26 protein-coding genes are annotated in these 23,505 nt (G+C 72.3%); 18 read left to right on the top strand and 8 right to left on the bottom strand.

The window, feature by feature from the left end; all coding sequences use genetic code 11:
- Nucleotides 1–3 precede the first annotated feature (3 nt).
- On the bottom strand, nucleotides 4–216 hold the full coding sequence (locus C0R66_RS20200; RefSeq protein WP_338418199.1) for a hypothetical protein: 213 nt from the start codon (nucleotides 214–216) through the stop codon (nucleotides 4–6).
- Nucleotides 213–518 carry a YflT domain-containing protein gene (locus C0R66_RS20195; protein WP_338418198.1) on the bottom strand — a complete coding sequence of 102 codons (306 nt, stop codon included), beginning with the start codon at nucleotides 516–518 and terminating at the stop codon, nucleotides 213–215. The genes C0R66_RS20200 and C0R66_RS20195 overlap by 4 nt, the downstream gene beginning before the upstream one ends.
- 67 nt (nucleotides 519–585) lie before the next feature.
- Here C0R66_RS20195 and C0R66_RS15765 point away from each other — a divergent pair, with 67 nt between their 5' ends.
- The 5 genes from C0R66_RS15765 to C0R66_RS15745 all read left to right on the top strand — a co-directional run bounded on the left by C0R66_RS15765 (nucleotide 586) and on the right by C0R66_RS15745 (nucleotide 4,566).
- Complete coding sequence (locus tag C0R66_RS15765; RefSeq protein WP_101525509.1) at nucleotides 586–1,773, top strand: acetoin utilization protein AcuC; 1,188 nt, start codon at nucleotides 586–588, stop codon at nucleotides 1,771–1,773.
- Between the two features lie 182 nt (nucleotides 1,774–1,955).
- A complete protein-coding gene (locus C0R66_RS15760) occupies nucleotides 1,956–2,156 on the top strand; it encodes a helix-turn-helix domain-containing protein (RefSeq protein WP_101525508.1) in 201 nt (66 codons plus the stop codon).
- 132 nt (nucleotides 2,157–2,288) lie between these two features.
- Nucleotides 2,289–2,390 (top strand): 30S ribosomal protein bS22, encoded by a 102-nt coding sequence (locus C0R66_RS15755; RefSeq protein ID WP_008356322.1) that lies wholly within the window; start codon nucleotides 2,289–2,291, stop codon nucleotides 2,388–2,390.
- An 11-nt stretch (nucleotides 2,391–2,401) separates the two neighbouring features.
- The gene (locus tag C0R66_RS15750; protein WP_101525507.1) at nucleotides 2,402–3,391 is read left to right on the top strand and encodes an NAD-dependent epimerase/dehydratase family protein; all 990 of its coding nucleotides are present in this window, start codon (nucleotides 2,402–2,404) and stop codon (nucleotides 3,389–3,391) included.
- Nucleotides 3,388–4,566 (top strand): 1-acyl-sn-glycerol-3-phosphate acyltransferase, encoded by a 1,179-nt coding sequence (locus C0R66_RS15745; protein ID WP_101525506.1) that lies wholly within the window; start codon nucleotides 3,388–3,390, stop codon nucleotides 4,564–4,566. Before C0R66_RS15750 ends, C0R66_RS15745 begins: the two co-directional genes overlap by 4 nt.
- 51 nt (nucleotides 4,567–4,617) lie before the next feature.
- On the opposite strand, the gene C0R66_RS15740 is transcribed toward C0R66_RS15745, so the two are convergent.
- From C0R66_RS15740 to C0R66_RS15730, 3 genes are all read right to left on the bottom strand, one after another.
- Nucleotides 4,618–6,069 (bottom strand): DUF5667 domain-containing protein, encoded by a 1,452-nt coding sequence (locus C0R66_RS15740; protein WP_101525505.1) that lies wholly within the window; start codon nucleotides 6,067–6,069, stop codon nucleotides 4,618–4,620.
- A 106-nt stretch (nucleotides 6,070–6,175) separates the two neighbouring features.
- Nucleotides 6,176–6,976 carry a sigma-70 family RNA polymerase sigma factor gene (locus tag C0R66_RS15735; protein ID WP_101525504.1) on the bottom strand — a complete coding sequence of 267 codons (801 nt, stop codon included), beginning with the start codon at nucleotides 6,974–6,976 and terminating at the stop codon, nucleotides 6,176–6,178.
- Between the two features lie 85 nt (nucleotides 6,977–7,061).
- Nucleotides 7,062–7,958 carry an HAD family hydrolase gene (locus C0R66_RS15730; protein WP_199286709.1) on the bottom strand — a complete coding sequence of 299 codons (897 nt, stop codon included), beginning with the start codon at nucleotides 7,956–7,958 and terminating at the stop codon, nucleotides 7,062–7,064.
- A 53-nt stretch (nucleotides 7,959–8,011) separates the two neighbouring features.
- Here C0R66_RS15730 and C0R66_RS15725 point away from each other — a divergent pair, with 53 nt between their 5' ends.
- From C0R66_RS15725 to hemB, 7 genes are all read left to right on the top strand, one after another.
- Entirely contained in the window at nucleotides 8,012–9,625 is a 1,614-nt protein-coding gene (locus C0R66_RS15725) for a class I adenylate-forming enzyme family protein (protein ID WP_101525502.1), read from the top strand.
- A gap of 2 nt (nucleotides 9,626–9,627) precedes the next feature.
- A complete protein-coding gene (locus C0R66_RS15720) occupies nucleotides 9,628–9,879 on the top strand; it encodes a glutaredoxin family protein (protein ID WP_114424472.1) in 252 nt (83 codons plus the stop codon).
- A 162-nt stretch (nucleotides 9,880–10,041) separates the two neighbouring features.
- A complete protein-coding gene (locus C0R66_RS15715; protein WP_101525500.1) occupies nucleotides 10,042–10,785 on the top strand; it encodes a redox-sensing transcriptional repressor Rex in 744 nt (247 codons plus the stop codon).
- Nucleotides 10,782–12,116, top strand: a complete 1,335-nt coding sequence (locus C0R66_RS15710; RefSeq protein ID WP_101525499.1) for a glutamyl-tRNA reductase — start codon at nucleotides 10,782–10,784, stop codon at nucleotides 12,114–12,116. Before C0R66_RS15715 ends, C0R66_RS15710 begins: the two co-directional genes overlap by 4 nt.
- The gene (gene hemC / locus C0R66_RS15705) at nucleotides 12,113–13,072 is read left to right on the top strand and encodes a hydroxymethylbilane synthase (RefSeq protein ID WP_101525498.1); all 960 of its coding nucleotides are present in this window, start codon (nucleotides 12,113–12,115) and stop codon (nucleotides 13,070–13,072) included. Before C0R66_RS15710 ends, hemC begins: the two co-directional genes overlap by 4 nt.
- On the top strand, nucleotides 13,069–14,733 hold the full coding sequence (locus C0R66_RS15700; RefSeq protein WP_101525497.1) for a bifunctional uroporphyrinogen-III C-methyltransferase/uroporphyrinogen-III synthase: 1,665 nt from the start codon (nucleotides 13,069–13,071) through the stop codon (nucleotides 14,731–14,733). The genes hemC and C0R66_RS15700 overlap by 4 nt, the downstream gene beginning before the upstream one ends.
- On the top strand, nucleotides 14,733–15,755 hold the full coding sequence (gene hemB / locus C0R66_RS15695; RefSeq protein ID WP_422385599.1) for a porphobilinogen synthase: 1,023 nt from the start codon (nucleotides 14,733–14,735) through the stop codon (nucleotides 15,753–15,755). The genes C0R66_RS15700 and hemB overlap by 1 nt, the downstream gene beginning before the upstream one ends.
- A 5-nt stretch (nucleotides 15,756–15,760) precedes the next feature.
- On the opposite strand, the gene C0R66_RS15690 is transcribed toward hemB, so the two are convergent.
- Together C0R66_RS15690 and C0R66_RS15685 are read right to left on the bottom strand one after the other, a co-directional pair.
- Nucleotides 15,761–16,585 carry a hypothetical protein gene (locus C0R66_RS15690; protein ID WP_101525496.1) on the bottom strand — a complete coding sequence of 275 codons (825 nt, stop codon included), beginning with the start codon at nucleotides 16,583–16,585 and terminating at the stop codon, nucleotides 15,761–15,763.
- Nucleotides 16,586–16,608: 23 nt separating this feature from the next.
- Complete coding sequence (locus C0R66_RS15685; RefSeq protein WP_101525495.1) at nucleotides 16,609–17,283, bottom strand: lytic murein transglycosylase; 675 nt, start codon at nucleotides 17,281–17,283, stop codon at nucleotides 16,609–16,611.
- A 105-nt stretch (nucleotides 17,284–17,388) separates the two neighbouring features.
- Here C0R66_RS15685 and hemL point away from each other — a divergent pair, with 105 nt between their 5' ends.
- The 6 genes from hemL to ccsB are packed head-to-tail and all read left to right on the top strand — an operon-like array spanning nucleotide 17,389 to nucleotide 23,298.
- Nucleotides 17,389–18,708, top strand: coding sequence for a glutamate-1-semialdehyde 2,1-aminomutase (gene hemL, locus C0R66_RS15680; protein WP_101525494.1), 1,320 nt, complete (start codon nucleotides 17,389–17,391; stop codon nucleotides 18,706–18,708).
- Complete coding sequence (locus tag C0R66_RS15675; protein WP_101525493.1) at nucleotides 18,708–19,394, top strand: histidine phosphatase family protein; 687 nt, start codon at nucleotides 18,708–18,710, stop codon at nucleotides 19,392–19,394. The genes hemL and C0R66_RS15675 overlap by 1 nt, the downstream gene beginning before the upstream one ends.
- 2 nt (nucleotides 19,395–19,396) lie before the next feature.
- A complete protein-coding gene (locus C0R66_RS15670) occupies nucleotides 19,397–19,984 on the top strand; it encodes a TlpA disulfide reductase family protein (RefSeq protein WP_241901477.1) in 588 nt (195 codons plus the stop codon).
- The gene (locus tag C0R66_RS15665; protein ID WP_101525492.1) at nucleotides 19,977–20,738 is read left to right on the top strand and encodes a cytochrome c biogenesis CcdA family protein; all 762 of its coding nucleotides are present in this window, start codon (nucleotides 19,977–19,979) and stop codon (nucleotides 20,736–20,738) included. The genes C0R66_RS15670 and C0R66_RS15665 overlap by 8 nt, the downstream gene beginning before the upstream one ends.
- Nucleotides 20,738–22,321, top strand: a complete 1,584-nt coding sequence (gene resB / locus C0R66_RS15660) for a cytochrome c biogenesis protein ResB (protein WP_101526302.1) — start codon at nucleotides 20,738–20,740, stop codon at nucleotides 22,319–22,321. The genes C0R66_RS15665 and resB overlap by 1 nt, the downstream gene beginning before the upstream one ends.
- Nucleotides 22,318–23,298 (top strand): c-type cytochrome biogenesis protein CcsB, encoded by a 981-nt coding sequence (gene ccsB / locus C0R66_RS15655; protein ID WP_101525491.1) that lies wholly within the window; start codon nucleotides 22,318–22,320, stop codon nucleotides 23,296–23,298. Before resB ends, ccsB begins: the two co-directional genes overlap by 4 nt.
- Here ccsB and C0R66_RS15650 read toward each other — a convergent pair.
- Nucleotides 23,271–23,474 carry a hypothetical protein gene (locus C0R66_RS15650; protein ID WP_101525490.1) on the bottom strand — a complete coding sequence of 68 codons (204 nt, stop codon included), beginning with the start codon at nucleotides 23,472–23,474 and terminating at the stop codon, nucleotides 23,271–23,273. The genes ccsB and C0R66_RS15650 overlap by 28 nt on opposite strands.
- Nucleotides 23,475–23,505 lie beyond the last annotated feature (31 nt).

The following is a 23,505-nucleotide window of genomic DNA, read 5'->3' as shown; positions in this document are numbered from 1 at the left end:
CGCTCAGCCGGCGAACGGGTCGGGCAGCAGGCCCGGGGTGCGGGCCAGGATCTCCTGGGCCGCGGCCCGGTGCTTGTGCTCCACGAGCACCTCGTGGCGGGTGGCGACCACCGTCCGGACCGAGGAGAAGTCGCGTCGGCCCCGGGTCGCGGCGTAGCCGGCCAGGCCCCACACGATGCCGAACGCCGCGCCGAAGAGCGCGGCCGAGGCCATCATCGCCCACCAGCCGCCCTCCTCGACGAACAGGCCGAGCAGCAGGCCGACCAGCAGGCCCAGCCACAAGCCCGAGGCGGCCCCGCCAGCGCCACCCGGCCCCAGGTCAGACGCCCGGTGATCCGCTCCACCTGCTTGAGGTCGGTGCCGACGATCATGCAGTTCTCGACCGGGAACTGGGCGTCGGCGAGGTGGTCCACGGCCCGCTGGGCCTCCTCGTAGGTGCCGTAGACGGCCAGCGACTGGGGGAACGCCAGGGCCAGGCCGGAGATCTGGATGGAACGGGGGCTCGTGGGATCGGACATGTTCCCAGTCTGCCCGCTGGCGCGGCTGCGGCACAGGGCAGCGCCGGGCGGGAGTAGCGTGCGCCCCATGAGGGAGTGCCAGGGACCTGCCACGGTCGTGTTCGACAAGACCCTGACGGAGTACGACTTCGGTGCCGACCACCCGATGTCCCCGTTGCGGGTGGACCTGACGATGAGGCTGGCCGAGCAGCTCGGTGTCCTGGACCGCGGCCTCCGGGTGGTGCCCGCGCCGGTCGCCAGCCTCGACCTGATCGCCACGGTCCACTCGGAGTCGCTGATCGAGGCGGTCACCCGGGCCGGGCGCATGTCGGGAGGCGTGGATCTCGTCCACGGCCTCGGGACCGACGACAACCCGGTGTTCCGCGACATGCACCACGCCTCCGCCCACGTGGTCGGCGCCAGCGTCGAGGCGTTCCGCCAGGTCTGGACCGGGGAGTCGCTGCACAGCGCCAGCGTGGTCGGCGGCCTGCACCACGCGATGCCGGACCGGGCCAGCGGCTTCTGCATCTACAACGACGTGGCGGTCGGCATCCAGTGGATGCTCGACCAGGGTGCGCAGCGCATCGCCTACGTCGACGTCGACGCGCACCACGGCGACGGCGTGGAGAAGATCTTCTACAACGACCCGCGGGTGCTCACCATCTCGCTGCACGAGACGGGGCAGATGCTCTTCCCGGGCACGGGGTTCCCCGGAGACTCCGGCGGCAAGGCGGCCGAGGGATCGGCGGTCAACGTGGCACTGCCCCCGGGTACTGCGGACGCGGGCTGGCTACGCGCCTTCCACGCCGTGGTGCCGCCGCTGCTGCGGGAGTTCGATCCGGAGTTCCTGGTCACCCAGCACGGGTGCGACTCCCACATGGAGGACCCGCTGACCCACCTGATGCTCACCGTCGACGGCCAGCGGGCGGCGTACCTGGCGCTGCACGACCTGGCGCACGAGCTGACGCAGGGCCGCTGGGTGGTCACCGGCGGGGGCGGCTACGCGGTGCCGGGGGTGGTGCCGCGTGCCTGGACCCACCTGCTGGCCATCGTCGGCGGCTCCCCGATCGACCCGCACGTCGAGACGCCCCTGGAGTGGCGCGACCACGTCATCGAGCTGCTCGGGGACGGGGCGCCGTTCCGGATGACCGACGGCCGTACGCCGGCCTACCGTGACTGGCGCGAGGGCTACGACCCGCAGACCTGGCTGGACCGTGCGATCCACGCGACCAGGATGGAGGTCTTCCCTCTGCACGGCCTCGATCCGTACGCTTGAGGACTACGCATCCGGTGACAAAAAGTTGGAAATCAACGCGACACGCCGCAAGGAACAAGTTTCACTAGTCATTCCCTTCCCCACCGGTCACTCGAACCCCTATTCTCACCACATGCGCCGCACGTCCTGTGCGCACCGGTGGGGAAGCCGGTGCCCGTGAGGCCAGCAAGGATGGTGCAGCCATGGCCAACTCCGCGGACAGGTCGGACGTCAAGTTCCTGACCATCGCAGAAGTCGCCGCGATGATGCGGGTCTCCAAGATGACGGTCTATCGCCTGGTCCACAGTGGGGAGCTGCCCGCCGTTCGCGTGGGACGTTCCTTCCGGGTCACCGAGGACGACGTCGACGAGTACCTGCGCAAGAGCTTCTTCAACGCCGGCTGATCGCAAGCCGGAGTGCCGGTGCTGCCCACGTGGCGGCACCCGATTCTCCTCCTCCTGGCTCGGGCCAGTAGGCTTGCCCGGTCGGTCAGGCAGCCTGTCCGACCGACCTGTTGCACGTTGAAAGGTTTCCCTGTGGGTTCTGTCATCAAGAAGCGGCGCAAGCGCATGGCCAAGAAGAAGCACCGCAAGCTTCTCAAGAAGACGCGCGTCCAGCGCCGCAAGCTCGGCAAGTAGGGCCTTAGATCGTGGGGCGGGTCGTGCTGGTCACCGGGATCTCCCGGGACATCGGCCGCCGCTTCGCGCGGTTTGCCGCCGCCGACCCCTCCATCGATCGCGTCATCGGCGTTGACGTGGTGCCGCCCCGCGGCGACCTCGGCAACGTCTCCTTCGTGCGTGCCGACATCCGCAACCCGGTCATCGCCAAGGTCATCGCTCGCGAGGACGTCGACACCGTCGTCCACATGAGCGTGATCGCGACCCCCGGCGGCTCCGGTGGACGCAACGCGATGAAGGAGATCAACGTCATCGGCTCGATGCAGCTGCTGGCGGCCTGCCAGCGCGCGGCGAGCGTGAAGCACCTGGTGGTCAAGTCCTCCACCACGGTCTACGGCGCGAGCAGCCGGGACCCGGCGATGTTCACCGAGGACATGGGCCCCAAGAAGCTCCCCCGGGCCGGCTACTCCCGCGACGTGCACGAGATCGAGGGCTACGTGCGCGGCTTCGCGCGTCGTCGGCCCGACGTCCGGGTGACCACCCTGCGGTGCGCCAACGTCATGGGCCCCCACGTGGTGTCGCCGATGTCGGCGTTCTTCCGGCTGCCCACCATCCCGATGGTGCTCGGCTACGACCCGCGGCTGCAGTTCCTGCACGAGCAGGACCTGAACGCCGTCCTGCGCCACTCGGTCGTCAACGACGTCGAGGGCACTTTCAACATCGCCGGAGACGGTGTGCTGATGCTCTCCCAGGCCATCCGACGGCTCGGCAAGCTGCCGCTGCCGGTGCCGGGGTTCGCCGTGGCCCCGGTCGGCTCGGTGCTCCGGTCGCGGCTGCGAGCCGAGTTCTCCCCCGAGCAGCTCTCCCTGCTCACCTACGGACGTGGTGTTGACACCACCCGGATGCGCGACATGCTGGGGTTCTACCCGACGTACACGACCGGCGAGGCCTTCGCCGACTTCGGACGCAGCCTCGGGTTGGGGACCAGCCCAGGTCCGGCACCCGTAGGAGGGATGGCGTGAGCGACGCGGAGATCATCCCCATCGGCACGGGCGGACGGCCCGGCCGGGGGACGGGGCGCGACAAGCCCTCCGCGGCCGCGCGCAGCCTGGCCAAGGGCGCCAAGCCGAGGGCACCGAGGGCACCGCGGGCCGCCGCCGAACCGGCCGAGGCATCCACCGCCGGGCCGGCTGACGGGCCCACTGCTGGGCCCACTGACGGGCCCACTGACGGGCCGACTGCTGGGCCCACTCCCGGCACCCCCCGAGCCGGCGCCACCACCAAGGACCGCGAACCGCTGGACGGCATCCCGGCGGCGGACTGGCTGGCGGCCATCGAGTCCGGCGCCCGAGAGGTGTTCGGGCCGGACTGGGAGCGTCGCCTGGCCGAGCTCCTGGCCTTCCTGCGCCGACGCCTCGAGGGCGAGTACCTGGTCGACGACTTCGGCTTCGACCGCGAGCTCACCGAGCGGCTCTTCCTGGCGATGGTCCGGCCGCTGGCCGAGAAGTGGTTCCGGATCGAGGTCCGTGGGATCGAGAACATTCCCGCCGAGGGCGGGGCGCTGGTGGTGTCCAACCACTCCGGCACCATCCCGGTGGACGGCCTGATGACCATGGTCGCCGTGCACGACCACGCCGGCCGCAACCTCCGTCCGCTGGGCGCCGACCTGGTCTTTCGACTGCCCGTCGTCGCCGGTCTGGCTCGTCGGATGGGGGCCACCCTGGCCTGTCAGGCCGACGCGGAGCGGATGCTCAACGGCGGCGAGCTGGTCGGAGTGTGGCCCGAGGGGTTCAAGGGGATCGGCAAGCCCTTCTCCGAGCGCTACAAGCTGCAGCGCTTCGGCCGCGGGGGGTTCGTCTCCGCGGCACTGCGCACGGGCGTGCCCATCGTGCCGCTGTCGGTGGTGGGTGCCGAGGAGATCTATCCGATCGTCGGCAACCTGACGACCCTGGCCCGGCTGCTCAACCTGCCCTATCTCCCGATCACGCCGTTCTTCCCGCTGCTCGGCCCCCTCGGGCTGGTTCCGCTGCCGTCGAAGTGGCTGATGGAGTTCGGCGAGCCGATCCGCACCGACACCTTCGGCGAGCTCGAGGCCGAGGACCCGATGCTGGTGTTCGAGGTGACCGACCAGGTCCGCGAGACCATCCAGCAGACCCTGTTCAAACTGCTGCGCGAGCGCAGCTCCGTCTTCGGCTGACCCGCGGGCGCTGGTCGGCTCAGGGCCTGTCAGGCCCTGACCAGGCCCTGGTCACGGCCGCTGGCTGCCGGACGGGCTGGACCCCAGGCTGCCGAGGATCGTCCCGACCGCCTCTCCCAGCTGGTCCACCGCGGCGCCCAGGCTGCCGCCCACCTTCTCGCCGAGCAGCCCGGTGGCGGCGGTCTCCAGGACCTCGCCGATGGTGCCGACCAGGCCGCCGCTCGACTCCGGGGCTCCGGAGCTCGTCGGTGGGTCGCCGACCAGGATCGTGGTGACGTCGTCGACGAGGGTCGTGGGTGTCGGGGTGGCCGGCACGGTCGGGCCTGGGGCCTGGGTCTTGCTGGGGGCGCTGGAGCTGCTCTCGGTGGGCGCGGCCGGCCGTGACGGGGAGCCGGTCGCGGTGGGCTGGGAGGTCGGGTTGGGGCCGGTGGTCGGCTGGCCGGAGCTCGTGGGCGCACCGCTGCTGCTGGGCTGGGCGGTCGCGCTCGGGACGCTGGTGGCGGGCCCGCTCCTGGCGGCGTCGAGGCGGACGTTCCCCTCGGACCGGCCGGCTGCACCGTTGCCGCGGACCAGCGGGGCGGGTGCGGGAGCCGCGAAGGTGACCCCGTCGGGCTCGTACAGGCTGCTGGTCATGGGTCCGCTGGCGGCGAGGAAGACCGGGAACTCGGTGATCCCCTCGCCGGCACACCCGGGGCAGGCCTGCCGGGCGAGCGCATCGATGCGCAGCAGCTGGTCGGCGGCGGTCGCGAGCTCGTCGGCAGCCTCGCCGGGCACCAGCTCCGAGAGCGCCTCGAGGCGAGCCATGCTCCGACCGGTGAACTCGAGCAGGGCCTCCACCGCGTCCTCGCGCTGGGTGGAGGCGTAGTTCTCCAGCAGCAGGGTGGCGGCTTCGTCGGACTGGTCGGAGAACGACTGCAGCGCGCTCGCGGTGGCCTGACGGCTCTCCCAGCTGTCGCGGGCCAGCAGGTCCTCCACCTCGTCGAGTCGCAGCTCCGCCTTGGCCAGCAGCAGCTCGCCCTTGTCCTGCTCGCCCAGGACCAGCCCGGCCTGCGCGGACTCCATGACCCGCTTGACCGGGTAGAGCGAGTCGCCCGGCAGGGCGGCCTGCGCGGAGAGAGCGAGGCTGCCGGTGGCGCTGAGTGCCGCGGCGACCGTGAGGATCGCCGCCACCCGGCGGTCCCGGGTGGTACGGGGCCGTGTCACCACGGTCAGGGTCGGGCGCTGCTCGGCGGTCGGCGCCGGGGCCGGCAGCAGGACGGTGTCGGCCTCGGCCATCAGTCGCTCGCGGAGGCTGGTGACGAACTCGGCGCGAGGATCGGGGAGCTGGACGGCGCGCAGCTGTCCGACGACCGCCAGCAGCCGGTCCTGGTCGGCGTGGGAGCCGGAGGACTCGGTCTGGGCAGGGGGCTGGGCAGGGCTCTGGGCAGGGGCCTGGGCGTGGCCGGACTCCACGAGCGACTGGAACCGCTCGGCGGCCCTGCCCGCCCTGAATACCGCTCTCATCGCTCTAGTCCTAGGTGGTCCGAAGGGTCGTCCAGACCCGAGTCGGGAAGGGTCGTCACCGGGAACAACGGCTGGGCCGAGGCCGGGGTTATGCACGTCCGTCGCCTCAACATTGCCGCGCCTCCGGGGGGAGTGCCTTGGCGAGGTTGCGGATCGCCCGCAGCTGCAGCTGCTTCACGGCGCCGGCGGACCGCTCGAGCACGTCCGCGGTCTCGGCGATGCTCATCCCCTGGAGGAAGCGCATCACCAGGCAGTCCCGCTGCTCGTCGGGGAGGTCGCGAAGGGCGCCCAGGAGCGCCACGTTGGTGAGCCGGTCGAGCACCTCGCGCTCCGGCCCCTCGGTCGCGTCGTCGTGGACCCCCATGTCCTCGGTCGCCACCTCGAGGCGGGTCCGGCCGGCGCGGTAGTGGTCGGTGGTCAGGTTGCGCGCGATGGTCATCAGCCAGGCACCGAAGTCGCGTCCCTGCCACCGGAAGTCGTTCATCGACCGCAGGGCCCGGAAGAAGGTCTCCGAGGTGAGGTCCTCGGCCAGCGAGGTGGAGGAGGTGCGGCTGTGCAGGAAGCGGTACACGCGTAGGTGGTAGTGGTCGAAGAGCAGGCCGAACGCCTCCTTGTCGCCGCCACGGGCCAGCTCGACCAGGGCGATCAGCCTGGTCCGCTCCGCCTCGGACTCTGCGGAGGAGGTGGCGAGCGAGGAGTCGCCGTACCCGGGGCCACCAGCGCCACCAGGGCCTGCGGGGCCGACGGGACTGCTGTCACCGGTGGGGACGAGGGCCTCGGAGAGCAGCGGCCAGGGACCGCCCACGCCAGCGGCTGCCACGTGGGGCACCGGAGGCCGGCACGCGAGCACGGCCAGGCGCAGCGCATGGAGGCCACTCGCCACGTCGTACCTGTTGTCTCGGGACACCCGGCCATCCCCTCCCCAGAGATGCAACGCGCCTCAGGCTACGACGAGCGGGACGCCTTGGGAAGGGTGTCGGTGCGGGAGCGGCTCAGTGGTGACGCCGGCGGGCCGAGACCCCGGCCGCGACCCCGCCGGCGAGGGCGCCGGCGACGGCCCCCGAGAGCACGCCGATGCGGGCGGCCTTGCGCCCGGTGCGGTAGTCGCGGACCCGCCAGCCGTGCTGCCGGGCGTGGCTGCGCAGCTGGGGGTCCGGGTTGATGGCGACCGGGTCGCCGACCAGGCCGAGCATGGGCAGGTCGTTGTAGGAGTCGGAGTACGCCGAGCAGTGCGAGAGGTCGAGTCCCTCCCGGGCCGCGAGGGACTTGATCGCCTCGGCCTTGGCGGGTCCGTGCAGCAGGTCGCCCACCAGCTGGCCGGTGTAGACGCCGTCGACGTGCTCGGCGACGGTGCCCATCGCGCCGGTCAGGCCCAGGCGCCGGGCGATGATCGAGGCGATCTCGATGGGGGCGGCGGTCACCAGCCAGACCCGCTGGCCCTGGTCCAGGTGCATCTGGGCCAGGGCGCGGGTGCCGGGCCAGATCCGGTGCGCCATCGCCTCGTCGAAGATCTCCTCGCCCAGCTCCTCGAGCTCGGCCACGGTGTGCCCGGCGATGAAGCTCAGGGCCGAGCTGCGGGTCTGAGCGATGTGCTCGGGATCCTCCACGCCCCGGATCCGGAAGTAGGCCTGCTTGTACACCGCGTCGGCGATGTCCCGGGTGGTGAAGAACTGGCGTCGGTACAGCCCGCGCGCCAGGTGGAAGATGCTGGCGCCCTGCATCACGGTGTTGTCGACGTCGAAGAAGGCGGCGCTGGTGGGGTCGGCCGGCGTGCTCAGCGCCGTCTCCACCTCGGCGGAGGCGGCGGCGGCCTCCCCGGCCAGGGCGGACCGGCGGCGCAGGTCGGCGGGGCGGGCCGGCTGACGGCGGTGCTTCTCCGGAGACGTCACGCGTCTCACAGTAGTAGGGCGCGCCGACCGGCGGTTGTGGAAGTATCGGTCCCATGCCGCGCCAGACAGACGTCGCTGCCCTCGTGGCCGACGCCGCCGCCGAGTCCCCCGACCGACTCGCGCTGGTCGAGGTCGGTGGCCGCAGCCTGACCTGGTCCCAGCTCGACGACGAGGTGGGGCGCGCGGCCGCCGGTCTCGGGGAGCTGGGCCTGGTGGCCGGGCACCGGGTGATGATCGTGCTGGGCAACCGGCTGGAGTTCGTGACCACCTACCTGGGGGTGCTCCGCGCGCAGGTGGTGGCGGTGCCGGTGAACCCGGGGTCCACCGCCTACGAGCTGCTCCGGATGATCGCCGACTCCGGGTCCCGGCTGATCGTCTGCGACGCCGCCACCAGCGGCGCCGTGCGGGAGGCGGTGCAGCAGCTGCGGGCCGCCCTCGCTGGCACCCCCGTGGCCGGCAGCGAGCTGGAGGACCAGCTGCTCGAGCGGGCCCGTGACCCGCAGGTGGTGGTGATCGGCGAGCACGCCGGCGAGCGCGAGACGACGTACGCCGACCTCGTCTCCTGGCCCGCGCGGACGGTGCCGCCGCTGCAGGACCCGGAGAAGCTGGCGACCTTGCTCTACACCAGCGGCGCCAGCGGCCGGCCCCGCGCCGCGATGCTGTCGCACCGAGCGCTGCTGGCCAACATCGAGCAGGTCGCGGCGGTCGAGCCGTCGATGATGCACGGCGACGACGTGGTCCTCGGTGTGCTCCCGCTCTTCCACGTCTACGGCCTCAACGCGGTGCTCGGCGGGGTCCTGAGGCACCGCGCCAAGCTGGTGCTGGTGGACCGCTTCGAGCCCGAGCCGGTGCTGGACCTGATCGACGACGAGGCGATCTCGGTGGTGCCGGTGGCGCCGCCGGTCTTCGGCTACTGGCTGCCCATGGAGCACCTGCGCGACCGGTTGGGACCGGTCCGCCTGGTGCTGTCGGGATCCGCGCCGCTGTCGGCCGAGGTGATGGACAAGTTCTCCGAGGTCTCCGGGGTGCCGGTGCACCAGGGGTACGGCCTGACCGAGGCGTCGCCGGTGGTGACCAGCACCCTGTGCAGCACCCACCCGCAGAGCGGGTCGGTGGGGGCGGCGCTGCCCGGCATCGAGCTGCGGCTGGTCGACGAGCACACCGGTCACCTGGAGGGCGACGACCCGGGCGAGATCCAGATCCGCGGCGCCAACCTCTTCAGCGGCTACTGGCCTGACGGCTCGGGCGGTCCGGACGCGGAGGGCTGGTGGTCCACCGGGGACGTGGGCTACCTCGACCCCCGCGGCGACCTGTTCCTGGTCGACCGGGTCCGGGAGCTGGTGATCGTCTCGGGGTTCAACGTCTATCCCTCCGAGGTGGAGGACGTGATCCGCGACGTGGCCGAGGTCGCCGAGGTGGCCGTCATCGGAGCCTCCGACGAGGAGACCGGCGAGGCGGTCGTCGCCTACGTCGTGGCGGCCGGCGACGCAGCCCCGGGCGAGGTGCAGGACGCGGTCCGCGCCCAGGTGGCGCGCAAGCTGGCCCGGTTCAAGCAGCCGGCCCGCATCGAGGTGGTGCAGACCCTGCCGCAGACGGCCACCGGCAAGATCCAGAAGGGCCGGCTGCGCGGCATCGAGCGGCGCCGCGCCCTCGGGCTGCTGGAGTAGTGGTGGCCAGCGAGTCAGCCGCCCGGGTCACGCTGTACGGCCGCGCCGGCTGCCACCTGTGCGAGGAGGCCCGGCAGGTCATCGCGCGGGTCTGTGCCGAGACCGGCGACACCTGGGTGGAGGTCGACGTCGACGAGGACCCCGCCCTGGCGGCCCGGTTCGACGAGGAGGTCCCGGTGACCTTCGTGGACGGTCGCCAGCACGACTTCTGGCGGGTGGACGAGGCGAGGCTCCGGGCGGCGCTGGCGCGCTGAGCCCAGAGGTGCACCCCGGCGGGGTGTCGAATCTCACCTGTGGTAGCAAGACGCTGCGAGGGATTTTGTTCTCGCGTTCACAAACTCCTAAGGTGGCATTTGCCGACCGATTGGGAGGCCTCGATCAACCGGGGCCGATCTGTGGGCTGGAAAGAAGAGCCAGTGAGCGCACGGACGTCTGCCGAGAGCGCCCGGGACATTCCCGAGGCCACGGTGGCCCGACTTCCGATCTACCTCCGAGCCCTCACGAGTCTCTCGGAGTCCGGAACGGCCACCTGCTCCAGCGAGCAGCTAGCAGCCGCGGCGGGCGTGAACAGCGCCAAGCTGCGCAAGGACCTCTCCCACCTGGGCAGCTACGGCACCCGCGGCGTGGGCTACGACGTGGACTACTTGCGCTACCAGATCGCCCGCGAGATCGGCGTGACCCAGGACTGGCCGGTCGTCATCGTCGGCATCGGCAACCTGGGCCATGCCCTCGCCAACTACTCCGGCTTCCGCAGTCGCGGCTTCCGAGTCGTGGCGCTGCTGGACGCCGACCCACAGCGGCACTCCGAGACCGTCGCCGGTGTCGTGGTCCGTCCCTTCGACGACCTGGAGCGGATCGTGCGCGACAACGGCGTCGCGATCGGGGTCATCGCGACGCCGGCCCACGCCGCCCAGGACGTCGCCGACCGGATGGTCGCAGCCGGCGTCACCAGCATCCTGAACTTCGCGCCGAGCGTGCTCTCGGTGCCCGAGGGGGTGGACGTGCGCAAGGTCGACCTCTCGATCGAGCTGCAGATCCTCGCCTACCATGAACAGCGCAAGTCGCAGCCGCCAGTCGGCGCAGAGCTGCCTGCCGGGGTGGCTGACGGGCTACCCGGCGAGCTGCCCGGCGAGCTGGTAGCGGAAGGGAGTTCCTCATGAGCGTCCTCGTCGTGGGGATCTCCCACAAGTCGGCCCCGGTGGCCCTGCTCGAGCGCCTCGCGCTCGACTCCGACGGCGTGGCCAAGCTCATCGCCGACGTGGCGGGCTGCGACCACGTCGTCGAGGCGACGGTCATCTCCACCTGCAACCGCCTGGAGGTCTACGCCGACGTGGACCGGTTCCACGGCAGCATCGAGGACGTCTCGCGGCTGCTGGTGGACCGTGCCGGAGCGTCCACCGACGCCCTGGTGCCGCACCTGTACGTGCACTACGACGACGGCGCGGTCTCGCACCTGTTCCACGTCGCCGCGGGGCTGGACTCGATGGTCGTGGGCGAGGGCCAGATCCTCGGTCAGGCCCGGGAGGCCCTGAGGCTGGGGCAGGAGATGGGCACCGTCGGCCCCGCTCTCAACGTGCTCTTCCAGCAGGCCCTGCGGGTCGGCAAACGCTCGCACGCCGAGACCGGCATCGACTCGGCCGCGCCCTCGCTGGTCACCGCGGCGCTGCACCGCACCACCGAGCCCCACGGGGGCGTCGCGGGCGCCTCGGTGGTCGTCGTCGGAGCCGGTTCCATGGCTGGCCTGGCCACCGCCACGGTCACCCGGATGGGGGCGGGACGGGTGGTCGTGGCCAACCGATCCCTGGAGAACGCCGAGCGGCTGGCCGCCGAGCACGGCGCCGAGGCCGTGCCGCTGGCCTCGCTGGACCTCGCCCTGGCGGACGCCGACGTGCTCATCACCTGCACCGGAGCCACCGGCATCCTGGTCACCGCCCCGATGCTGGCGGCGGCCCGCGGGGCCCGCACCGACCGGCTCACCATCATCGACCTGGCGCTGCCGCACGACGTCGACCCCGACGTCGTCGCGCTCCCGGGCGTCGAGCTCACCGGGCTGGCCCAGCTGGCCGAGATGCTCGACGACTCCGACGCGATCCGCGACGTCGCGGACGTCCGGCGGATCGTCACCCAGGAGATCAGCGCGTTCGTCTCGGCTCGTCACGCGGCCAGTGTCACCCCCACCGTGGTCGCCCTGCGCACCATGGCGACCGGCGTCGTGGAGTCGGAGATGGAGCGCCTCGGCTCCCGGCTGCCCGACCTCGACCCGGGGATCCGTGCCGAGGTGCGGCGCACCGTGCACCGGGTCGCGGAGAAGCTGCTGCACCAGCCGACCGTGCGGGTCAAGGAGCTGGCCAACGAGACCGGCGCGGTCTCCTACGCCACCGCCCTGGCCGAGCTCTTCGCCCTCGACCCCGAGTCCGTCGACGCCGTCACCCGGGTCGGCGTGCCCGCCTCCGACCTCTCCACCGAGCCGGCTGGGGGTGAGGTGTCGTGAGCCGCACCGTGCGTCTGGGGACCCGCGCCTCCGCCCTGGCCACCACCCAGTCCGGGATGGTCGCCGAGATGGTCCGGTCCCGGCTGGGCCGTGAGGTCGAGCTGGTCGAGGTCACCACCGAGGGCGACGTCAACCGGTCGCCGCTGGCCCAGATGGGCGGCACCGGCGTCTTCGTCAGCGCGCTGCGCGACGCCCTGCTGGACGGCCGGGTGGACATGGCCGTGCACTCGCTCAAGGACCTCCCCACCACGCCGGCCGAGGGCATCGCCCTGGTCGCCGTACCGGTGCGTGAGGACCCGCGTGACGTGGTGGTCGCCCGCGACGGACTGACCCTGGGGGAGCTCCCCACGGGCAGCGTCATCGGCACCGGATCGCCCCGGCGCGCCGCACAGCTGGCCGCCCTGGGCCTGGGCGTGGAGATCGTGGGGATCCGTGGCAACGTGGGCACCCGGATCGCCAAGGTGACCTCCGGGGAGGTCGACGCCGTGGTGCTGGCCCGAGCCGGCCTGGCGCGACTGGGCAGGCTGGACGAGGCCACCGAGGTGCTCGACCCGCTGCAGATGCTGCCCGCTCCCGGGCAGGGCGCCCTGGCCATCGAGTGCCGCGCGGACGACACCGACCTGCTCGCCGCACTCGGCCAGCTCGACGACCCCCGCACCAGGGCCGCGGTGACCGCCGAGCGCGCCGTGCTGGCGACCCTCGAGGCCGGCTGCAGCGCGCCGCTCGGCGCGCTCGCCGAGGTCGTCGAGGGCGACGACGCGGACGAGCTCTGGATCCGCGCCGTCGCACTGTCCCATGACGGGGCGGTGGCCGTGCGGATGAGCAGCACCGGACCCCCTGAAGACGCAGGAGGCGTGGGCGCCCGCCTGGGGAGCGAGATGCTCGCCGAAGGCGCCGCAGACCTGATGGAAGCACCGATCCTGATCGAAGCACCAGTGAGGAAGCAGCACTCATGACTCGAGGCAACACCCCCACCAAGACGATCCCCACCGGCTGGGTCTCCTTCGTCGGCAGTGGGCCCGGCGACCCCGGCCTGCTCACGCTTCGTGCCGTGGAGCTGCTCAAGGAGGCGGAGGTGGTCATCACCGAGGCCCCCGAGCACGAGGCGCTGGTCCGCACGGTGCTCGGCCTGCCGGTCCCCGTCGAGCCCAAGGAGGGCGAGGCGGCTCCCGCGATCCCCGTCGGCCCGGAGTTCGTGGACGGCGGGTTCGGCGAGGACGGCCAGCCGCTGACCCACGCCTCCCGCGGCCGCGTCGTGGTGCGCCACGGCAAGAAGGCGCGGGTGGTCCGACTGATGACCGGCGACCCGTTCCTCTACGCCTCCGGCCCCGAGGAGGCCCAGGCGTGCGTCAAGGCAGGCATCGGCTTCGACATCGTGCCCGGTGTCTCCGCGGTGCAGGCGGTGCCGGCGTACGCCGGGATCCCGCTGACCGACAAGACGCACCGCGAGGTCGCCGTGGTGACCTGCGGCGGCGCCGTCGACTGGAGCCAGTACGCCGACGACCGCACCCTGGTGCTGCTCTCCGGCGTGGGCTCCATCGGTGAGACCGCCAAGGCGCTGATGGCTGCCGGGCGCTCGGCCCAGACCCCGGTCGCGGTCACCCGCGTCGGGACCACCACCGAGCAGGCCACCACCATCTCCACCCTCGAGCACGTCGCCGTCGACGTGCGCACCATGCGGGTCGCGCCGCCGGCGATCATCGTCGTGGGCGACGTGGTCAACCTGCGCGAGACGCTGTCGTGGTTCGAGACCAAGCCGCTCTTCGGCTGGCGGGTGCTGGTGCCGCGCACCAAGGAGCAGGCCGGCTCGGTCTCGCGCCGGCTGCGTGCCTTCGGCGGGGTGCCCGAGGAGGTGCCGACCATCTCGGTCGAGCCGCCGCGCAACCCGTTGCAGATGGACAAGGCCGTCCGGGGCCTGGTGGAGGGCCGCTACGAGTGGATCGCCTTCACCTCGGTCAACGCGGTCAAGGCGGTGCGCGAGAAGTTCGAGGAGTACGGCCTGGACGCCCGCGCCTTCTCGGGCCTGAAGATCGCCGCGGTCGGCGACAAGACCGCCGACGCCATCGCGGCGTGGGGACTGCGTGCCGACCTGGTGCCAACCGGCGAGCAGTCGGCTGCCGGGCTGCTGGCCGAGTGGCCGCCGTACGACGAGCTGCTGGACCCGATCAACCGGGTCTTCCTGCCGCGCGCCGACATCGCCACCGAGACCCTGGTCGCCGGCCTGGTCGACCTCGGCTGGGAGTGCGACGACGTGACGGCGTACCGCACGGTGCGCGCCACCCCGCCGCCGGCGCCGACCCGCGACGCCATCAAGACCGGCAAGTTCGACGCCGTGGTGTTCACCTCATCCTCGACCGTGCGCAACCTGGTCGGCATCGCCGGCAAACCGCACCCCTCGACCGTGATCGCGGTCATCGGGCCGGCGACGGCGAAGACGGCCGAGGAGCACGGCCTGCGGGTCGACGTGATCTCCCCGAACCCGGACGTCGACGAGCTGGTCGACGCCCTGGCCGACTTCGGGACCGCCCGCCGCCTGGCGATGGTGGAGGCCGGCCAGCCGATCACCAAGCCGTCGGACCGCAAGGCGTCGGGTCGCCGCAAGGTGGGCTCGAAGTAGTGGTCGACACACCGCCCGAGGGCTCGCCCCACACGTTCGAGCCGGTGACCGGACCGGTGGTGCGCCCCCGGCGGCTGCGCACCACCCCGGCGCTGCGCCGGATGGTCGCCGAGGTCGCGGTGGAGCCGCGCCAGCTGGTGCTGCCGCTCTTCGTGCGGGAGGGCATCAGCGAGCCGCGTCCCATCTCCTCGATGCCGGGCGTGTTCCAGCACACCCGCTCCTCGCTCGTGGCAGCCGCCGCCGAGGCCGCGGAGCTCGGGCTCGGCGGGGTCATGCTCTTCGGCATCCCCGAGGTCAAGGACGCCGTCGGCTCCGGGGCGATCGACCCCTCGGGGATCCTCAACCTGGCGATCAACGACGTCGTCGCCGAGGTGGGCGACGGGCTGACGGTGATGAGCGACCTGTGCCTGGACGAGTTCACCGACCACGGCCACTGCGGGCTGCTGACCCCGGACGGCCGGATCGACAACGACAAGACGCTCGGCGCCTACGCCGAGATGGCGCTGGCGCAGGCCGACGCCGGCGTCGACATGGTCGGACCCAGCGGGATGATGGACGGACAGGTCGGGGTGATCCGCGCGGCGCTGGACGCCGTGCAGCACACCGACGTCTCGATCCTGGCCTACAGCGCGAAGTACGCCTCGGCGTTCTACGGTCCGTTCCGCGAGGCCGTGGACTCCAGCCTCGTCGGCGACCGGCGTACCTACCAGCAGGACCCCGCCAACGCGCTGGAGGGCGTCCGCGAGGCGCTGCTCGACGTGGCCCAGGGGGCCGACCTGGTGATGGTGAAGCCCGCGCTGGCCTACCTCGACGTGCTGCGTCGGGTGCGCGACGCGGTCGACGTCCCGGTGGCGGCGTACAACATCTCCGGCGAGTACGCGATGGTGGAGGCTGCGGCCGCCAACGGCTGGATCGACCGCGAGGCGGCCATCCTGGAGACGCTCACCTCGATCCGCCGAGCGGGCGCCGACGTGATCCTCACCTACTGGGCCTCCGAGGCCGCCCGGCTGCTGCGCCGCTGAGGCGGTCAACCGGCGTCGGGTGCCCCTGACGCCGGAAGGCCCAGCCGGTCCGTCACGCAGGCGACGAGCCGCTGGGTCTCCGCGGCCCCGATGCCCTCGGCCAGGCACAGGTCGAGAGCCTGTGCGCAGGCGAGCAGCAGCTCAGCCTCCTCGGCGCCGGCGTCCTCGGCACCGCACAGGGTGCGGACCTCGGCGTCGGTGAGGAGCGTCCCGGCCAGCGTGTCGGCCAGCGTGGCGGGGAGCGGCGGCAGCGTGGGTGTCTCCGCAGTCGGCGGCGCGCTGGTGGTCGGGCTGTCGCTGGGCGTCGGCGCGGTGCTGGTGCCAGTGCCGGTGCCGGTGGGGCTGGGGGTGCCGGTGGGGGAGGGTGTCCCCGTGGGAGCGCCGGTCGCCTGGCCGGGCTCGCCTGCGGCCTGGCCCGCGGGCTCTCCCGAGGCGGCCACAGGCGGCGTCACTGTCGGTGTCGGCGTCTGCGTCGGCGTCCGGGTCGGCTTCGGGGTGGGCGTCAGGCTGGGCGTCAGGCTGGGCTCGCCGCTCGGGGTCCACGTCGGTCTGGGGGTGGGCCCGGTGGACTGGGGAGACAGCTCGAGGACCAGCTGCGCGGTGGCCTGGCGCCCGGGGCGCCGGTCGGCGTCCGCCGCGAGCCCCAGCTGGGCGTCCGGCCTGCGGCCGGGGCGCGGGGCGGTCCCGGTGCTCAGCGGACCGTCGGCCAGCAGCGTGCCCCGCGGGTCGTCCCCGGAGGCCGGGGGCAGGAACTGCTGCTCGACGTAGGCCGCCATCACCGCGAGCACCACGTCGACGTACTCGTCGCTGGGGTTGTAGCGGTACAGCACCGCCCGTCGGCCGGAGTCGTCGGTCAGCGACTCATCACCGGCGCAGAGGTGGACCCCCGCAGCCAGGGCTGCGTCGTCAAGGTCCTGGGGTCGCGGCGGCCGTCGCCGTCGCCGTCCACTCCCACCATCGACCAGGTCGTGGGGATGAACTGCATGGGGCCGACGGCGCGGTCGAAGGTGGTGTCGGTGTCGATCGTGCCGCCGTCGGTGTCGGCGATGCGTGCCGTGCTCCGGCTGCCGTCCAACGGGACGCCGTAGATCGCGGGCACGGCCCGACCGCCGGCGTCCAGGGCGCCCCCGCCGTAGCGCCCGTGGTCGGACTCCACGCGGCCGATCGCGGCGAGCAGGGTCCAGGGCAGGTGGCACGCGGGGTCGGCGACGTCGAGCACCGCCGCGGCCCGTTGATAGGCGGCCAGCGCCTCGGAGGGGATCCCGGTGCTGGTGACGCCGATCGCGGGACGGACCACCCCGCGAGGGCCGGGCGCTGCCGGCTTCCGGGCCTTGGAGACGCTCGCCGGGCCCTTGACCGGCTCCCGCGGGACCAGGAGCGCCTCCGGCGTCCCCGCAGTGCGAGGGCCCTGGGCGCCGCCGACCAGGAACGCCGTCCAGCCGGCGCCCAGCACGCTGAAGAGGACGAGCAGCACCAGGGGCAGCAGCGTCGGGCTCTGCAGGGTGGTTACCGGACGGACTGGTGGCATGGTGCCTCCCGAGTTGGTCTCCTCCTGTGATTCTGCGCTCCTGCACCGCTGCCCGTGAAGGGCCTGGATTCGGGGGACTTTGGTCCCTTGCGCGACAATGAGGCAGTGACTCACCGATCCCCGACCGCTTCGGCGGACCTGTTCGCTCGGGCGCGCAAGGTGATCCCCGGTGGGGTCAACTCGCCGGTCCGCGCCTTCAACGCCGTGGGCGGCACGCCGCGCTTCATGCGCTCCGCCGCGGGTGCCTGGCTGACCGACGTCGACGGCGACGAGTACGTCGACCTGGTCGGCTCCTGGGGCCCCATGCTGCTGGGCCACGCGCACCCCGAGGTGCAGGCCGCGGTCCAGGCCGCGGTCGCCCGCGGCACGTCGTACGGCACCCCGACCGAGCCCGAGGTGGAGCTCGCCGAGGAGATCGTGGCGCGCACCCCGGTGGACGCGGTGCGCCTGGTCTCCAGCGGCACCGAGGCCACCATGTCGGCGATCCGGCTGGCCCGCGGCTTCACCGGCCGTGAGGTGATCGTGAAGTTCGCCGGCTGCTACCACGGCCACGTCGACTCGCTGCTGGCCGAGGCCGGCTCCGGGGTCGCCACCTTCGCCCTGCCCGGCACCCCCGGGGTGCCGCGCTCCTCCACCGACCTGACCCTGGTGCTGCCCTACAACGACCGCGCCGCGGTCACCGCCGCCTTCGCCGAGCACGGGCCGGCGATCGCCGCGGTGATCACCGAGGCCACGCCGGGCAACATGGGCATCGTGCCCCCGGAGCCGGGCTTCAACGAGTTCCTGGCGACCACCTGCCGCGAGGCCGGGGCGCTGTTCATCTCCGACGAGGTGATGACCGGGTTCCGGGCCACCCGTCAGGGCGGCTGGGGGCTGGACGGCGCCGTGGAGGGCTGGACGCCCGACCTGATGACCTTCGGCAAGGTGATGGGAGGCGGCTTCCCCGCTGCGGCCTTCGGTGGCCGTGCCGACGTGATGTCTCGCCTCGCTCCCGAGGGCCCGGTCTACCAGGCCGGCACGCTCTCGGGGAACCCGATCGCCACCACCGCCGGGCTGGCCACGCTGCGCCTGGCCGACGACGAGGTCTACGCCCACCTGAGCAAGGTCGGCGAGACGATCAAGACCGCGACGAGCGACGCGCTCGCCGCGGCCGGGGTGCCGCACCAGGTGCAGTCGGCCGGCACGATGTTCTCGGTCTTCTTCGCCGCTGGAGAGGTCCGCGACTTCGTCGGCGCCTCCGCGCAGGACACCGCGGCCTACGCGGCGTTCTTCCACTCCATGCTGGAGGCGGGCGTCTATCTGCCGCCGTCGGCCTACGAGTGCTGGTTCGTCTCCGCGGCCCACGACGACCGCGCCGTGACCACGGTGCTGGACGCCCTGCCTGCCGCGGCCCGCGCCGCGGCGGCCGTCTCGGAAGGAAGCTGATGGCTCCGGACACGCAGCGCACCCTGGTCCACCTGCTCCGCCACGGCGAGGTGTACAACCCCGAGGGCATCCTCTACGGCCGCCGCGACGGGTTCCACCTCTCCGAGCTGGGACAGCAGATGGCGCAGCGCGTCGCGGACGTGGTGGGCGACCGCGACATCGTCCACATCCGCACCTCCCCGCTGGAGCGGGCCCGGGAGACCGGCGCCCCCCTGGCCCAGGCCCGCGGCCTGGAGATGGTCGTCGACGAGCGGGTCATCGAGTCCACGAACCTGTTCGAGGGCATCAGCTTCGGCGAGGGCGCCAAGACGCTGCTCAAGCGGCCCGGGCTGTGGCGGCACCTGTACAACCCGTTCAAGCCCTCGTGGGGCGAGCCCTACGAGCACATGGCGGCCCGGATGATGGCCGCGGTGTACGACGCCCGCGACGCCGCCCGCGGTCACGAGGCGGTGATCGTCTCCCACCAGCTGCCGATCTGGACCACCCGGCTGCACGTGGAGCACAAGTCGTTCGTGCACGACCCGCGCAAGCGCCAGTGCACGCTCTGCTCGCTCACCACGCTGCACTTCGACGGCGACGAGCTGACCCGGGTCAGCTTCTCCGAGCCCGCCGGTGACCTGATCCCGGTCAAGGACAAGAACGCGCCGTTCTCGGCCGGTGGCGCACCTGCGGAGAAGCGCCCCTGACCGTGTTGCGAACCTCGCGAGTCGCCCTCGTCCCCCTGCTGGCCTGCCTGCTGCTCCTGGCGGGCTGCTCGAGCCTGTCCGGGACCGGCGACAAGGGCTACATCACCGCCGACGGGCAGGTCACCACGATCCCGCCCGAGGAGCGCGGTGAGCCCGTCGAGCTCACCGGCGAGGACCTCGACGGCCGACCCCTGGACCTGGCCGACTTCCGGGGCCGGGTGACCGTGCTCAACGTCTGGGGCTCCTGGTGCAACCAGTGCCGCACCGAGATGCCGGACCTGGTCGCGGCCGCCGCCGAGACCGAGGAGACCGCCCACTTCGTCGGGATCAACATCCGCGACTCCTCCACCGCCCAGGCCAAGGGCTTCGTCCGCACCTGGGGCATCACCTACCCGTCGTTCTACTCGCCCGACGGCAGGGCGCTGCTGCCGTTCAGCAAGACCATCCCGCCCAGGGCGACCCCCTCGACGGTGGTGCTGGACGCCGAGGGCCGGGTGGCCGCCTCGATCATCGGGGTGCTGCCTTCCAAGCTGACGCTCACGGACGTGGTCGAGGACGTGGCTGCGGAGGGCGGCGGCAGCAATGGGTGACTGGTTCGGCGAGACCGCCGCGTCGGGCTCCCTGGCCCTGGCGGTCCCGGTCGCGCTGGTCGCGGGCCTGGTCTCGTTCTTCTCCCCGTGCGTGATCCCGCTACTCCCGGGCTACCTCTCCTACGCCACCGGGCTCTCCGGCGCCGACCTGGCCGACGGTGAGGGCGACCGGCAGCGCGGCCGGATGCTGCTCGGCTCGGTCCTCTTCGTGCTCGGCTTCTCGGTGGTCTTCGTGGCCCTCGGCACCCTGTCGGGCGCGCTGGGGGACTGGCTGGTCACCTGGGAGCGCGAGATCACGGTCGTCCTGGGCGCCCTGACGATCGTGCTCGGGCTGGCGTTCGCCGGCCTCGTCCCCTGGCTGCAGCGTGACCTGCGGGTGCACCGGGTGCCTGCCGTCGGCCTCGCCGCGGCCCCGTTCCTCGGCCTGTTGTTCGGCCTGGGATGGACCCCCTGCATCGGCCCCACCCTGGGCGTGATCCTCAACCTCGCCTACGCCGAGGGCACCGCCGGGCGCGGCGCGCTGCTCTCGGCCGTCTACTCCCTCGGCCTGGGCCTGCCCTTCATCGTGGCCGGGCTGGCCTACGGGCGGATGCTCCGGGCGTTCGGCGTGGTCCGCCGGCACCAGACCTGGGTGATGCGGATCGGCGGCCTGATGCTGGTGGTGGTGGGCGTGCTGCTGGTCACCGGCTGGTGGAACGACATGGTGACCTGGCTCCAGATCCACCTGATCAGCGACTTCGAGGTGAGTGTGTGATGGCCCGCGACCGCGAGCGCCGTACCAGCAACGAGCTGAGCCTGCGCGAGCTGCTGCGCTGGGGCTGGCGGCAGCTGACCTCGATGCGCACCGCGCTGGTCCTGCTGCTCCTGCTCGCCCTGGTCGCGGTGCCGGGGTCGGTGATCCCGCAGGAGGACGTCGACTCGCTCAAGACCTCCCGCTGGCAGGACGCCCACCCGACGCTGACCCCGATCTACGAGAAGCTCGGGCTGTTCTCGGTCTACGACTCTCCCTGGTTCGCCGCGATCTACCTGCTGCTGATGGTCTCCCTGGTCGGCTGCATCATCCCGCGCACCTTCGTCTACTGGCGCGCGCTGCGGGCGCGGCCGCCGGGCGCCCCGCGCAACCTGCTCCGGCTCCCGGACCACACGACGTACACCACCGACGAGGACGAGCGCACGGTGCTGGAGCGCGCCACGAGCGTGCTCAAGGGCCGCCGCTACCGCGTGGAGCCGGGCGAGGACTCGGTCGCCTCCGAGCGGGGCTACCTGCGCGAGGCCGGCAACCTGGTCTTCCACGTCTCGATCCTGGTGGTCCTGGTGGGCTTCGCCATGGGCAGCCTGCTGGGCTACAAGGGCGGCGCCATCGTGGTCGTGGGCAACGGCTTCTCCAACAACCTCACCCAGTACGACGACTTCGTGCCGGGCAGCCTCTTCCAGCCCGAGTGGATGGAGCCCTTCGCCTTCGACATCGAGGACTTCGACGTCACCTGGCTGACCAAGGGCCCGGCGGCCGGGCAGGCCCGCAAGTTCGTCTCGCACCTGTCCTACACCGAGTCGCCGGGGGAGGAGCCGAAGGAGTACGACCTGCGGGTCAACCATCCGCTCACCATCGGCGGCACCGACGTCTTCCTGATCGGCCACGGCTACGCCCCGGTCATCACCGTCCGCGACGGCAACGGCGACGTCGCCTACTCCGGGCCCACCATCTTCCTGCCGACCGACGGCTCGTTCCGCTCCTTCGGGGTGGTCAAGGCTGCCGACGCCAAGCCCGAGTCCCTGGCCCTGGAGGGGGAGCTCTACCCGACCTTCGCGTTCGACGACGGGCCCTACTCGGCCTTCGGTGACGCCGCGGACCCGCTGATCTCGATGGTCGTCTACGCCGGCGACCTGGGGGTCGACGACGGGCGCTCGCAGTCGGTCTACGTGCTGGACAAGAGCAAGGCCGAGCAGGTCACCAAGGCCGACGGCTCGATGTTCCGCCTCGACCTGCGGCCGGGCCAGACGATGGACCTGCCCGAGGGTCGCGGCTCGGTCACCTTCGACCGCCTGGAGCGCTGGAACAAGATCCAGATCAGCCGCACCCCCGGCAAGCTCATCGCCCTGGGCGGGGTCAGCCTGGCCCTGCTGGGCCTGATCGGGTCGCTCTACATCCGCCCCCGGCGGGTGTGGGTGCGCACCAGGCGCGGCGAGGACGGGCGTACGGTCGTGGAGATCGGTGGCCTCGACCGCTCCAGCGGCGGCGACGTGGCCGCGGAGCTGGCCGTGATCCGAGCAGAGATGACCGGCGATGGGCACGACCCGGACTCGACGACGAGTGCCGCAACGAAGGAGCACGCGTGAACGACGCACAGTGGGAAACCCTCAGCAACCAGGCCGTGGCCGCGGCGGGAGTGGTCTACTTCCTGGCGCTGCTGGCCCACCTGGTGGAGTGGACGGCGCTGCGCAAGGTGCCGGTGCGGCAGCAGCCGCGCACCGGGGTGATCCCGATGTTCGGCCGGCTCGGGCTGCTGCTGACGATCCTGGCCACCGCGGTGCACTTCGTGGCCCTGCTGGCGCGCGGCATGGCCGCGGACCCCAACCGGGTGCCCTGGGGCAACATGTACGAGTTCACGATGGCCGGGTCCTTCTTCGTCGCCCTCCTCTACCTCCTGGCCTACCGGCGCTTCGCGCTGCACTGGATGGCGCCGCTGGTGGTCGGCTTCGTGCTGACCGTGCTGATGATGGCCGTGGTGTGGCTCTACAGCCCCGTGGCCCCGCTGACCGAGGCCCTGGAGTCGCCGTGGCTGGTGATCCACGTGGTCTCCGCGGTGATCGCCACCGGAGCGTTCACGCTGGGGGGGATCGGGTCGATCCTCTACCTGGTCAAGGCGCGCCGCGAGGCCGCCACGTCCGGCGACGACGACCTGGCCACCGGGTACGTCGCCCGCCTTCCCTCCAGCACCACCCTGGAGCGCGTCTCCTACCGGATGCACGCCTTCGCCTTCCCGGTGTGGACCTTCGCGGTGCTGATCACCGGGCCGATCTGGGCCCACCAGGCGTGGTCGTCGTACTGGAACTGGGACCCCAAGGAGGTGTGGGCCTTCATCACCTGGGTGGTCTACGCCGCCTACCTGCACGCCCGTACGACGGCCGGCTGGCGCGGGCGCAACGCGTCGATCGTGGCGCTGGTCGGGCTGGCCACCCTGTGGTTCAACTTCGTGGGGATCAACTTCTTCTCCACCACCTCGCAGCACTCCTACGCCGAGGGGGCCTCGGCGGTGGTGAGCCCGCTGGAGCGCGCGGTCGATCCTCAGCTGGGGTCGGGCTCGTCCTTCTGAGGCTTGCGGCGCTTGCGCTCCAGGTCCCGGAGGAAGTTCGGGTCGTCGTCGGGGCCCACCGGCCGCGGCGGCTCCGGGCGGCGGCGCGGTGCGGACCCGCCGCGCCCCTGGACGAGGCGTGCCACCACGTAGATCGCGACAGCGATCAGGAGCACGATGATCAGGATCTTCAGCACCCCTCCAGAGTAGGCCGGGGGTGGGAGCGGT

Origin of the sequence: Nocardioides houyundeii, assembly GCF_002865585.1 — a bacterium.
GTDB lineage: Bacteria > Actinomycetota > Actinomycetes > Propionibacteriales > Nocardioidaceae > Nocardioides > Nocardioides houyundeii.
The sequence above is the reverse complement of the archived record's forward strand: the minus strand, read 5'-3'. Positions and strand labels throughout refer to the sequence as shown.